This is a genomic window from Vibrio sp. NC2, from assembly GCF_025195005.1.
Taxonomy (GTDB): Bacteria; Pseudomonadota; Gammaproteobacteria; order Enterobacterales; family Vibrionaceae; genus Vibrio; species Vibrio splendidus.
The window spans coordinates 341,243-354,109 of the sequence record NZ_JANVFC010000001.1; the positions used below are offsets into that span (position 1 = coordinate 341,243).

Here is a 12,867-nt window from a genome sequence, read left to right on the forward strand (position 1 = left end):
ACGATGTAGAACCTGTTGCGGGTGTTTTCACCGGCGTTAAAGTAGGTAAAGTGGTTGAGTGCGGTCAGCACCCAGACGCAGACAAACTACAAGTAACTAAAATTGATATCGGCGAAGAAGAGCTGCTAGATATCGTTTGTGGTGCATCTAACTGTCGTCTTGGCCTAACTGTAGCAGTAGCAACAGTTGGTGCAGTACTTCCTGGTGACTTCAAAATCAAGAAAGCAAAACTACGTGGCGTTCCATCGCACGGCATGCTTTGTTCTTTCTCTGAGCTAGGTATCGACGTAGAGTCAGACGGCATCCTTGAGCTGCCTGAAGGCACAACGCTAGGTATGGACGTACGTGAGCTTCTTGAGCTTAACGACGTAACTATCGACGTAGACCTAACAGCAAACCGCGCAGACTGCTTCAGCATCCGTGGCCTTGCTCGTGAAGTTGGCGTACTAAACCGCGCAGACGTTACAGAGCCAGCAGTTGAAGCTGTTGCAACAAGCATTGAAGACACAGTATCTGTTGAAATCAAAGCAACTGATGCTTGTCCACGTTACCTTGGCCGTGTGGTTAAGAACGTAGACGTGAAAGCGGAATCTCCAATCTGGATGCAAGAAAAACTGCGCCGTTGTGGTATCCGTTCAATCGACCCAGTTGTAGACATCACAAACTACGTGATGCTAGAGCAAGGCCAACCAATGCACGCATTTGATCTAGCTAAGATCGAAGGCGGTATCGTGGTTCGTCTAGCAGAGCAGGGCGAAAAGCTAACACTTCTAGATGGCAACGAAGCTGAACTAAACAGCAACACACTTGTTATCGCTGACCAAAACAAAGCACTAGCAATCGCTGGTATCTTTGGCGGTCAAGATTCTGGTGTTACTACTGAAACAACTGACGTTCTTCTTGAAGCGGCATTCTTCGCACCGGATCACATCCGTGGTCGCGCACGTGCTTACGGCCTTCACACTGATTCTTCTCTACGTTTCGAACGTGGTGTTGATTCAACACTTCAAGCAGCAGCAATGGAGCGTGCAACACAGCTTCTAGTTGAAATCTGTGGTGGTGAAGTTGCGCCAGTAAACGGCAGCGAATCTGAAGCTGATCTTCCTAAAGCAAACGTAGTTGCTCTACGTCGCGCTAAGCTAGACAGCCTACTAGGTCACGAAATCCCATCTACAGACGTAGTGGAAATTCTTACTCGCCTAGGTTGTGACGTTACTGTTGTTGAAGAGAGCGAGAGCACTGATGCTGGTTGGACGGCAACGTCTCCATCTTGGCGTTTCGATATCGCAATCGAGCAAGACCTAATTGAAGAAGTAGGTCGTATCTACGGTTACGATAACATTCCAAATCAAGCGCCTAAAGCGGCACTTAAAATGAATGACCACAAAGAAGCTAACCAACCGCTTAAGCGCGTTCGTGACCTTCTTGTAGACCGTGGCTACCACGAAGCAATCACATACAGCTTCGTAGAACCAGAACAGCAAAAACTTGTTGTACCTGGTGTTGAGCCGCTAATCCTGCCATTCCCAATCTCTGCGGATATGTCAGCAATGCGTCTTGGCCTAATCCAAGGTCTTCTAAACACAGTTGTTCACAACCAGAAACGTCAACAGTCTCGCGTTCGTCTATTCGAATCAGGCCTACGTTTCATCCCTGAAGCAACAGCTGAAAACGGCATGCGCCAAGAAATGATGCTTGCGGGCGTTATCTCTGGTACTCGTGGCGAAGAGCACTGGGACATTGCAACTAACACTGTAGATTTCTTCGATCTTAAAGGTGACCTAGAAGCCGTTCTTGAGCTTTCTGCAAACGAAATCGCATACAGCTTCAAATCTCTTTCTTCTGAAGCAAAAGAGCGCAACCCAGCACTTCACCCAGGTCAATCGGCTACGATTATGGCTAACGGCAAAGAAGTGGGTATCATTGGTACTGTTCACCCAGAACTAGAGCGCAAGTTTGGTCTTAACGGCCGCACTATCGTATTCGAAATCGAATGGGCAGCTATCAACACTCGCGTGCTTCCAGAAGCAGTAGCCGTATCTAAGTTCCCTGCAAACCGTCGTGATATCGCCGTTGTTGTTGACGAAGCAGTCGCTTCTGGCGACATCGTAGAAGCGTGTATCGCAGCGGGTGGCGAATTCCTAACAGGCGCTAAACTGTTCGACGTATACGTTGGTCAAGGCGTTGAAGAAGGTAAGAAGAGCCTAGCTATCGCACTTAGCCTACAGTCTGTAGAGCGCACACTTGAAGATGCAGACATCGCTGGTTCAGTAGATGCTATCGTAGCTTCAATCTCAGAGAAATTCGGCGCAGCACTTCGCGACTAATCTCTTCTGATAGATAGAAAAACCAAAGGCCTCGCATTGCGAGGCCTTTTTTGTACTGCAGGGTAAAAACTTGAAATTTGGTATAGGTAGGTGCTCTGGTGAGGCTAGTATTTAATGAATTGGAAAACATCAAACAGTTCAGTATTACCACGTTGGATCTATCGAGGAAGTAAAGGTGAGCTAATAGGACGAATAACTAACCCAAGGAGAATATAAAGTCTTTAAGACTGCTTATCGATATGCTTTTGGCGCATGTTCCCTTCTGGTTGTTCAACACCCATTCTTCCTTTTTTGAAGCCCAATGAGTGATAAACCTTTCCCTAAGATCCATATCTTCAAACCTTAGTACGATAATACAATCACTTATGAGAACTGACTCAGAATCTAAAAATACAGTTCTTCCTACATTTCGACCCACGCGATGAATCAAAATGTCGTCTTTGAAAGCATATTTGAATCTACTTTCTATATCATTATGAGGTGAGTAAGATATGTTTGAAAGATCTTCTACATGTGCATAGTTGTGATGAAATGGCTTTCCTGATAATCGACATTCTTTACTACTATTAGAACCTCTAAATATATGGTAACCGTGTTTTTCTTTTAAATTTAAGTTGTTAAAAGTTGAGCTAATAGGTACGGTTTTTCGTCTAGTCTTACTTGAAGAAAGTATTAAACAGGGAATATTACTATTTAAATTGTTTGGCTTAGCTTTCTTTATGAATAAAATATATGTCTTTGCTTCTGTTTTCTTAAAGCTCTTATGTTCACATTCAATTATTTGATATAAATCATACTTAGAGAAAAGAACCTTTCTAAATTTAGAAAGCGTATGTGAAGAGAAAATAAAGTCAGGAACAATAACAGCTAATGTTGCTCCTTGTTTTAGGAAGAATAGATTTCTTAGAATGAATAATATTTCTGTTCTAATCTTTGAACTATCTTTAAATATAGAGGTAAAATCATCCCCTAATATTGATTTATAGTTTTCGCTCAGAGTTGTATAAGCAAATGGAGGATTACAAACTGCCAAGTCAAAAGAATTAGCATTGATGTTCAAATTTAAATCGAGAGCATCACTACATATGTGAATGTCTTCTGGGTACTTTTCTCTCAACTTGTCGGTGTTTTGTATGTCTAGATCTACGGTAGTAAAATAGACCGCCTGATTGAGCTCTTTGATTGGCTCGATGAGTGCACCCTCACCAGCACTTAACTCTAAACAGGACTTAACATGCTCGACGTCAAGCATTGATGCTAGTAAAAAGCTAGTGGCTTCTGATGTATAGTATTGATTTAATTCAACCACTTTCTATGATAACCTTATGAAACGACAGATTATTTTACAATATTGATTATAAATGTAAAGGAATTACTCCTATGACAGACCAGCTAGAAATAGATTTATCTTTTTTCGATAGTAGTGAGTATGAAGAAAGAGCGGATTACTTAACAAATGAGCAATTGCTTGACTGGACTGCAAATAGTGAGCACTTCCAGCATATTCAAAAAAAATTGATTCAAGTTGGAGCTAAGTTAATTACTGGCCCTAGAGGTACAGGAAAAACACACCAAATGCGTTGTGCATACAACACATGTATTAGTAATGAGAAGCTACCACTGCCTATATATGTAACGTTTAATCATTACTTGAGATTGGAAACATATCTTCATAATAAATCTAACGCTTTAGATATTTTTCATGCATGGGTTCTTTGCAAAATCTCGTATGATGTTATAGATAACTTTGACGTTGAGTACAATAAAGAATGTTTAAGTAAGGATAATCTATTTAACTTCATAAAAGATATGGAGAGAAATATATATAATGAAAGTTATGATGAGATCATATCAACAATCAATATATCTTTAACACAAGGTTTAATTCATCGAGCATTAGACGAGAAAGGTAGAAAAAGAGCTATTCTATTGCTCGATGATGCTGCGTTGACGTTGACTCGCGATTATATGGTTGAATTTTTTGATATTTTTCGCAGTATTAAGTCGGTGAAAATTTCTCCTAAGGCTTCGGTCTACCCAGGTACAACACAGTACGGCCCTAGATTTCATGTTGGTCAGGATGCTGAACAAGTTTCTATTTGGATGGATGTTCAAGATAAAGACTATATCTCATTTATGAATACCATTATTGACAAAAGATTCAGAGAGCATGTCAATATAGATGAGAAAGTTTTAAATTTGTTGATGTATGCATCATTTGGAATCCCAAGAGCATATATCTCTTTGATAAGATCATACGTTGATTCGGATAGTAAAACTCAGCAACAGCGTATAAATTCAGTTATACAGTCGAGATGCGATAATATTATTCAAGAATATTTATCTATTGCTGAAAAAATCAAACAATATGGAAGTTTTATCAATGTGGGACATCGTTTTTTATTTAGCTTGATAAATGCTGTTAAAGAATTTAATTACGATAGCTATGAAAAAAAAGGTGACGGCTATCGAAAAAACATAATAGTCGGAATAGAAGATATTGATGAAAAAGCTGAGAGAATGATTAAGTTCTTAGTTGAAGCTGGCCTTCTATTTGAAATGTCAATGGTTTCACATGGGCAAGAGAGAAAACTGAGACGTTTTGTCCCACATTTAGCTCTTTTGATTAAAGAAAAGGCTTTGATAAAAAGTAGAGGATTTAATGTAGTCCAATTAGTAACTGTATTGTCTAGCCCCTCTGAAAAACATCCGATACGAAGAAAATTCAACCGGATTATTCCAGAACAATTAATATCTGAAATTAAAATTGATTTGCCGGAATGCCCTAATTGTGGAACTGCTAGAATCGCAGATGGACAAAAATTTTGTCATATATGCGGTAGTGAATTAGTTGACGGTTCAATATTTAAAGAATGCATGAGTAAAGAGTTGTCTGAGTTACCTTTTACTGACTTTCAGCTGAAAGTTATTAGTATATCAAAATTCAAAACAATTGAAGATGTACTTATATCTGATGATACGATTAGAGAGTTAAAAAAAGTCAAGCAGGTCGGGCCAAAATATGCAGAGAAGATTGTTAATAAGATTAATGCATGGACAAATGAGTTTCTATACTAATGGCTAAAAAAGAATTTAAGTTCACATTATCAGGAACAAGAAGCACTACTACTATACGATCTCAGTCTCTATTTGACCTGTCGTATCAAGAACCAACTAAGTCGCCAATTGATATATATGAAAGTAATATGCTGTCATATAAAAAATTACTAGGGTGTTTTGTATTAGAGCCTGCAACTGGTAATTATATATCTTTGGCATCTCAAAGTAATGAAGAATGGGCTAAATTATCGAACCTTCTTATTCTTGGTTTTATATCTTCAGTTGAAAGTTATGTTCGTTGTCTTCTGAGAAAGTTACTTCTTATCGATGATGAATCTAAGACAAAAAGCTATTCACGACCTGTGACATATGGGGCTGCAATTCACCATGATAAACAACTTTTACCCGAAGCATTAATGGAGGACTGCTCATTTCACTCTGCGTACAACATTAAAGAAACGGTAAAGAGTGTTACTGGTGTTAGCTTACTTAATCTAAAACAAAACCCCGAATTAGCAACTGCATTTTCAGACTTTGATTTTATAGGTCAGTTAAGACATTGCGTTGTTCATAGGTCAGGGTTGTTTGGGTCAAATAACGCTCTATCTTTAGGTCTAGACAAGTACCATGAATATCTAGAAAAGCCAATTAAACTTGAGCTCAGTGTAGTACAAGAAGCGGCAAAGGCCTGTGATACTTTAGTAAAAGAACTCAACGACACTTTGTTTCGCGAATTTTTGAATCGAACTATTAATATTTATGATTGGAAAGGCGACTTGAGAAGTGATGCAAAATATTTTGATAAATATTTTAATGTGTTTTCTCCATTGGACAGCAGAGGTTTGAGACTGGAGTGTTATAACGAGTTTCGAAATGTTCACAACTTACGCTACCGCAATGGCCAAAGATAGACTTTATCTATAATGCTAAGAGGCTCAATAAGTATATTTATTAGAGCCTTTGAATAATCTTTTGTCGAAGACTTTGATAATGGTTTTGTTATTACCAGAGTCTGCTTTTAAAACTACAAATTTCGACACGTTCCTGTTGTTATGTTACCTACTCAATGATTCGCTCCCATCTATCAGTTTAATGTTCTTGACCCGTCTACAACTTCACACTTTATAGTGACTACATTGATAGAGAGGGGCGCTTTCTGCGTTCCCTCCAAAGTAAGTAGAGAGACATTATGAAACGTTTAATTTTAAACATCACACTCTTAGTATTCATGGCACTTGGTAGCATCAATGTCATGGCTCATGACTCAACGGTTAAGTACGCTATCGCGATATCTCACGATGGTGAGCAAATTGCGTATGGCAAAAGTTGGAGCGGGGATACTGCGCTAATCTTCATTCACGGTTGGAGCTTAGACAGCAGGCTTTGGCAAAACCAAGTGAGTGAGTTTTCAAAGCAGTACCACGTGATAACCATGGACTTAGCAGGGCACGGTAACTCGTCGTTCAACCGTGAAGATTACACCATGGTCGCATTCGCTGAAGACATCAAAGCCGTAATCGAGAAAGAACAACTCGAATCCGTCATCTTAGTCGGCCATTCCATGGCAGGTGGTGTGATTGCAGAAGCCGCTAAACTGATGCCGAAAAGAGTGAAGGGCATTATTGGTGTAGACACATCGCAAAACGTTGCACTAGCGGTTTCACAAAGCGACCTAGATGCAATGACCAAACCATTTGAAGCAGACTTCCAAGCGGGCATTACTATGTTCGTGAAAGACTCGCTACCAAAAGACGTAGACGCGGATTTACTTTATTGGGTAACGCAAGACATGGCCTCAGCACCGCCAGCTATCGCGATAAACCAGTTCCGCCACTATCTAGGCCAATACGTCACAGGCGAAGCACACCGCGTGTATGAGAAAGTGAACGTGCCAGTAATATTGGTTAACGCTCGCCTATGGCCAACGGATTCAGAAGCGAACAAGAAACACATCAAGGATTACAGCATTTACTACATTGAAGACTCAGGCCACTTCCCAATGCTAGAGCAACCACAGCAGTTCAATGCAACGTTGATGAAAGCGGTTAAGTCAGTGAGGTAGGGTGGTTGTAGTTGTTAAAAGATGGATGTAATCGGTGATAGATAAAACTAGGCCTCGCGTGTGCGAGGCCTTAGTTTTTTAAGTTAAATCGATGGAGCCTGTCAATCTGATAGAGTCCATTATTTTTTGTCTTGAGATTCTTTATATTTTTTTGCAATCCACTCATGCAAATGAAGCCCCGTTTGACGCTTTAGGAATACACTGATACCAGCCAAAATTAACAATCCAATTATTGTGCCCATAATCATCTCCACGCTTTGTCATTTTTTAAATTCAGTTTAATCAATATGTTAGTGTTTTGATTAATCCATTGATTTCATCATTTTATCTATATTAAGCCCACCAAGATCCTCGAGGTTATTCTTAATCTCTTCATCGATTGATAGCTGGCGTTCCACTTTCTTTATTTCCTTCTCAAGAAACTTTTCAACTTCTTGAGATACGTTGAACATTAAGCCCTGTTCACGCGCTGCTTTTCTCGCTCGTTTAAGACGAACATCTAAGTCTGATGAGATTTTGATGTTCAGTGATACTTTGGATTGTTTTTTCTGTAATGACATATCGATTCTCAACTCTATCTAAAAAATACTATAAACTTTTCTACCTTTTTAGCAAGAAATTTTGAGGTTGACGGATTTAGGAGCGAACAAGAAACAGAGCAAGGATTACAGCATTTATTACATTGAAGACTAAGGTCACTTCCCAATGCTTGAGCAATCAGGCCAGTTCAATACAACGTTGATGAAAGCGGTGAAGTCAGTGAAGTAGGGCGGTTGTACGTGAGAATCGGCTGATAATCCCCTCCTAACCTCCCCTTGGTTTACATCTCCAATCTCTTGTTGGTAATGGGAAAGGGGGAGGAACTAAATACCGAGCGCTACATGTGCTGCTATATGTTCAGCGGCAAAGAATGTTCTCCCCCTCGATCGTAAATCTAAAGAGATCGTTTAACTTCTTTTGAGGGGAGTGTTGTGTGCTTCACACAAACCAAGCACCTAACATACGAAATATTTCTATCTTCATCATTAAATATACAACAGGTGTCACACTTGTCTGTAAATGGCTAATCTAACCTGTAATGACCTCTTTACTGATAAAAATAACTTTAACAGCACCTTTCATCATGTGGGGAGGCTTTAAACTCAACGTCAGATAAAGAGATTTCTTATGTATAAGTATCTAACACTAATCGTTTTATTACTCGCTGGATGTGTGTCTACAAACGAAGTTGCAGACAAATCTTGGTGCCAACCTTACAACGACCAACTTACTGAAGTTTTTAGCAACGAACTTACGTTAGGCGCGAGAGCCCTAGATACCGTTATCGGGTGTGCTCCAAGGCCTCTACCTAAATTTGTACAAGGAGACGTACTAACTAACTCAACACTTATGTCCGATTTTCAAGTGAAACAGGTCACTGATATTAAAGAAGTGTACGCCGACACCAAGCCTAATGCGGACGATATCATCAACTTTGTTATTTCACCGCAAGCAAAACAATTAGCATTGAGCAGGGCATTGCGCCTCAATGAGCTTTCATACTTAATTATTGCGCAATCGCAGAAGGACAAATCTGAAATAATAAAAAACAATACCTTTGAAATACTTAATGAATTTACGGAAGATAATATTGATAAGTTAAACAAGGCCGTAAAAGAAGCCAGTTACGATAGATATCAGAAACAAGTGCATCGTATTCAGCGTGATTACTATGACATCTTGTATCAAATTACTCTCGGTGGGGCTGATAAGGATGGACGACAGTCAATAGCATACGACCCGAAAGATATCGTAAAGCTGCTCACTAAGGCTGTTAAGATCTATGCTGATCAACAGGCTATTAGGTCAAACTTTTTATTAATGCGCGATCAGTATTTCGCAACTATCAACAGTAATTCACTTCCATCTTTTGATCAGCAGTGGGAGAACCAGATAACAGACATTAAAGAGCAATGTGAGTTAACTGCAAAAGGGCTTGGTTTAGATGAAACCAAGTGTGATGTTATGTCGAAGTAAATATATCTTTAATGAACTAAGGCCTCGCATGTGCGAGGCCTTTTTGTGGTCCGACTGAAACTCAATATTAATCGAGCTTAACGAAAGCTCGGGATAATCGCTGGAATCCCCGGTAGAAGGCCAACCAACGCCATCACACCACTTAGCACAATAAACATAGTTCCAGGCAACACCCAACGGCTCATTTTACTCAGTTCACTACTGCGTTCTTTACAACCGACTAAGCCTAAGTTATCCAACAGCATGGTGAGAGCCCAGCCAAATGCAGGGTTAACGAGCGCTGAAGAGAACACAACAATAGCGGCCGACTGTGTGGTTTTTCCTTCACGCGTCATTTCCATGCCAGCTTCTAGCAACGGAACAAATACCCCAACAATCAGCGCCACACACAGTACAGGTTGCCAGATAGCTAAATCCATCGGGTAACCCCAAACTGCGGCGATGATACAGAACAGAGCCGTGAGCAGCGCGCCAGCAGGAATAGGGCGTTTAGCAATCGCCGCCGGTACGATGTAAGTACCCCATGAGGACGTAAAGTTAGTACCGCCAAGTAGAGAACCGAACGTTTGACGAATTGAAGCCGTGGTCATGGTGTCGTCGATGTTCATGTGTACTTTTTCGGTACGCTCTGGGTAGCTGATCTTTTGGAATACTTGATGCCCTAAGAAATCTGGAGACCACATAGCGACAGCCAAAATTGCAAACGGCAATACCACCATGAAGTGCTCAATCGTTGGTAGGCCTAACATCCAACCTGTATCTTCTCCCCACCAATACATAGGGTTCATGTTAGGTAAGCCTGGCTCAGTGTGGAAAGCGAATGGGGCACCCATGGCAAATGCAATCGTACCGCCTAGCAAGCAGCTAAGAGGGACGGCTAACCAACGTTTACGGAAGTGTTCCAATAGCGCGTACAAAATAATGGTGCAAAAGATCACGACAAAAGCAATGTGGCTCATGCCAATTCCCTCAGCCCAAGCGAACAGCTTTTTCACTTGAGAAGCGGTTCCAACAAAGCCAAGGTAGAGCAATAAGCCGCCACATACGCCTTTACTGGTGAGGTTGGCCAACATGCTGCCACCTTTACTGATGGCTAAGATGAGGCCAAAAGCGCCAATCAGCAACCCAAAGGCCATAGGGTGTCCACCTGCTGCAACCACAATTGGAATTAACGGGATGAGTGGACCGTGTGTACCTGCGAGGTTCGCGGTCGGCAACAGGAAGCCAGAGAAAATAATAATGAAAACAGAGGCGATGAGGAGTTCATAACGAACGTTTTCTAGAATGAAGTCTTCATTTAATCCGAGAGCTCCAGCAAAGGTGGCTGCAATAGCGCCCACCATAACTACTTTACCAATGGTCGCCGCCATCGCTGGGATGGTGTCTTCTATCTCAAATCGATAATCTTTAAACGGCAAATTTGGACGCCAGCGCTTAGGCGACATGATTTGCAATTCGTGTTCTAGATACTGTTCTCGGGAATCAAATTCCGATCTTGGTTTATGTTGTTGTTCATAGGTGAGTTCATCCTCATTGGCTTGAGGCTTCTCTGTTTGTATATGTGCGGACTCTAAAGTAGTGCTCATTTTGATTCCTTTCGTTCACACTCTGAGGTGTGTTATTCCAACAAACGTTGTTGACTCACGGCATGAAGTGTAAACAATGCGTCAACTTATAATTAAAGATTCATTAACATTTAGTTGTTAGTACCTTATACCAAACCAAAAAAAACAAATAGACTCAGTCGGTTAGACATTAGTCGTAGAGTCGGACGACTAGTATTAGACCCTGTAGATAGTATGTGTCTGTTTATTGGTAGGCTCTTAATGTCAGGAATAACAAAGTCACTTTCAACAACAAATGGTTCGACTCTAAAGGCCCAGAAAAAAGTCCAACAACTTACGTTTGGTTGCATGCTTGGTTGCGTTCTTGATGTGATTTGATAGTGACATCTGGTCCAGTTTTATGTTGGATATATTGGGTAATAAGCAGGGGTAGGGATTGCCTCTAGTAGCTCAATTTCTCCTACGTTTGGCCCCTGATAGTGTTAGAATCTCCGCATCAGAATTATCGAGAAACTAGGTATTTATAAACAATGTTTATCCATCACGTAAACGGCATCGACTGGCTGGTGATTACAGCTTTTGAAGAACTGAAACCGATGTTTATCGAAGATGCTGGTCCCATCCCAGCTTACTTCTCTACCACCAGTGAATTGAGCCTGATTGATCAAGCCAAGCGTAGCTATGGATTTTTGCCTAAACTCCGCGGTGTGATCACCGATACCGGCACGTATCAAAGTGAAAATCTTGAAGAAGATTTGAACCCACAGCTAGCGTGTATAGTGGAAGGGCGTGGTCGGGTGTTTATCTATCACGGCGACTATGTGGCTTTTGTGGATGACGAGCAAACCTTCATTACCCGTATGGACTGAGAGTGACTCAGTGAGTTGAGATCTGCGAATTGGTAAATCGGCGAGTTAGCTCCCCTAGAATTAAAAACTAAAGGATTAAGACGATGGCAAAAACGGTCTCATTGGTACTTGGCAGTGGTGGCGCAAGAGGCTTGGTTCATGTTGGAATCATCCGTTGGTTAATCGAGCATGGCTATCAGATAAAATCCATCTCTGGCTGTTCAATTGGCGCACTTATCGGTGGTGTCTACGCGGCGGGCAAGTTGGATGAATTTGAAGAGTGGGTTACCAGTATCGACCAATCGGATATGGCTATGATGTTGGACTTTTCGTGGCAATCGAGTGGTATCTTCAAAGGGGACAAGATCATCGACACGCTGCGTGGGCTGATCGGCGAGATTTCAATTGAAGATCTGCCTATCCCTTATACCGCAGTTGCTGCCAACGTCGCCGAAGAAAAAGAGGTTTGGCTGCAATCTGGTTCGCTGTTTGATGCCATTCGCGCCTCCATCTCTTTGCCACTGTTCTTCACTCCACATGTCATTAATGGTGAAGTGCTGATTGATGGAGGAGTGCTCAATCCTGTACCGATTGCGCCTACCTTTAGTGATAAGACAGACTTTACTCTGGCTGTGAACTTAGGTGGTGAACCTGAGATGCTTCAACAGGAAGTGATACCGGTTTCCCTACCAACAAAAGAGAGTAACCTGCATGAGAAGGTTGTTCACTTTATCGATAATCTCGGTAGCAGTGTAAAAAGTAAAATGAGCTTCAATTTTGCCGCTTACGACATTGCCAACCAAGCGTTTGATGCGATGCAATCGACCATTGCTCGCCAGAAACTGGCCGCTTATCCCGCCGATATTACGCTTGAGATCCCACGTAATGCTTGTGGCACCTTAGAGTTTGATCGCTCACAAGAGATGATAGACAGAGGTTACCATTTGGCACAGGCTAAACTGGGTAACCGGCTTTAATGTATTTTCAGC

Annotated in this window: 11 protein-coding genes and 1 pseudogene; 8 read left to right on the forward strand and 4 right to left on the reverse strand. The window is 41.3% G+C overall.

The genetic code is table 11. The features are described 5' to 3' along the window. Positions 1 to 2,327 (forward strand): phenylalanine--tRNA ligase subunit beta (gene pheT / locus NX845_RS01520; RefSeq protein WP_260256422.1); only part of this gene is annotated, 2,327 nt, incomplete at its 5' end. 196 nt (positions 2,328 to 2,523) lie between these two features. Here pheT and NX845_RS01525 read toward each other — a convergent pair. Further along, positions 2,524 to 3,636 carry an N-6 DNA methylase gene (locus NX845_RS01525; RefSeq protein ID WP_260256423.1) on the reverse strand — a complete coding sequence of 371 codons (1,113 nt, stop codon included), beginning with the start codon at positions 3,634 to 3,636 and terminating at the stop codon, positions 2,524 to 2,526. A 71-nt stretch (positions 3,637 to 3,707) separates the two neighbouring features. Between NX845_RS01525 and NX845_RS01530 the strand changes: the two genes are divergently transcribed. The 3 genes from NX845_RS01530 to NX845_RS01540 all read left to right on the forward strand — a co-directional run bounded on the left by NX845_RS01530 (position 3,708) and on the right by NX845_RS01540 (position 7,449). After that, positions 3,708 to 5,405: a zinc ribbon domain-containing protein gene (locus tag NX845_RS01530; protein ID WP_260256424.1), complete on the forward strand. Its 1,698-nt coding sequence runs from the start codon at positions 3,708 to 3,710 to the stop codon at positions 5,403 to 5,405. Continuing rightward, on the forward strand, positions 5,405 to 6,298 hold the full coding sequence (locus NX845_RS01535; protein WP_132745593.1) for a hypothetical protein: 894 nt from the start codon (positions 5,405 to 5,407) through the stop codon (positions 6,296 to 6,298). The genes NX845_RS01530 and NX845_RS01535 overlap by 1 nt, the downstream gene beginning before the upstream one ends. A 278-nt stretch (positions 6,299 to 6,576) precedes the next feature. Further along, positions 6,577 to 7,449, forward strand: coding sequence for an alpha/beta fold hydrolase (locus NX845_RS01540; protein WP_260256425.1), 873 nt, complete (start codon positions 6,577 to 6,579; stop codon positions 7,447 to 7,449). A 119-nt stretch (positions 7,450 to 7,568) separates the two neighbouring features. Here NX845_RS01540 and NX845_RS01545 read toward each other — a convergent pair whose 3' ends face one another. Further along, positions 7,569 to 7,691: a hypothetical protein gene (locus NX845_RS01545; RefSeq protein ID WP_258183960.1), complete on the reverse strand. Its 123-nt coding sequence runs from the start codon at positions 7,689 to 7,691 to the stop codon at positions 7,569 to 7,571. 60 nt (positions 7,692 to 7,751) lie between these two features. Next, positions 7,752 to 8,009: a hypothetical protein gene (locus tag NX845_RS01550; protein ID WP_017085640.1), complete on the reverse strand. Its 258-nt coding sequence runs from the start codon at positions 8,007 to 8,009 to the stop codon at positions 7,752 to 7,754. A 70-nt stretch (positions 8,010 to 8,079) separates the two neighbouring features. Between NX845_RS01550 and NX845_RS01555 the strand changes: the two are divergent. Together NX845_RS01555 and NX845_RS01560 are read left to right on the forward strand one after the other, a co-directional pair. Beyond that, positions 8,080 to 8,217, forward strand: a pseudogene (locus NX845_RS01555) (alpha/beta hydrolase); the annotation flags it as partial. Between the two features lie 399 nt (positions 8,218 to 8,616). Beyond that, complete coding sequence (locus NX845_RS01560) at positions 8,617 to 9,465, forward strand: hypothetical protein (protein ID WP_260256426.1); 849 nt, start codon at positions 8,617 to 8,619, stop codon at positions 9,463 to 9,465. Between the two features lie 77 nt (positions 9,466 to 9,542). Here the strand turns inward: NX845_RS01560 and NX845_RS01565 are convergent, their stop codons facing one another. Continuing rightward, positions 9,543 to 11,051, reverse strand: coding sequence for a DUF3360 domain-containing protein (locus NX845_RS01565; RefSeq protein WP_004734780.1), 1,509 nt, complete (start codon positions 11,049 to 11,051; stop codon positions 9,543 to 9,545). A 509-nt stretch (positions 11,052 to 11,560) separates the two neighbouring features. Here NX845_RS01565 and NX845_RS01570 point away from each other — a divergent pair. Both NX845_RS01570 and NX845_RS01575 read left to right on the forward strand, forming a co-directional pair. Then, the gene (locus NX845_RS01570) at positions 11,561 to 11,899 is read left to right on the forward strand and encodes a hypothetical protein (protein WP_004734781.1); all 339 of its coding nucleotides are present in this window, start codon (positions 11,561 to 11,563) and stop codon (positions 11,897 to 11,899) included. Between the two features lie 83 nt (positions 11,900 to 11,982). After that, positions 11,983 to 12,855 (forward strand): patatin-like phospholipase family protein, encoded by an 873-nt coding sequence (locus tag NX845_RS01575; RefSeq protein WP_017077913.1) that lies wholly within the window; start codon positions 11,983 to 11,985, stop codon positions 12,853 to 12,855. Positions 12,856 to 12,867: the final 12 nt, after the last annotated feature.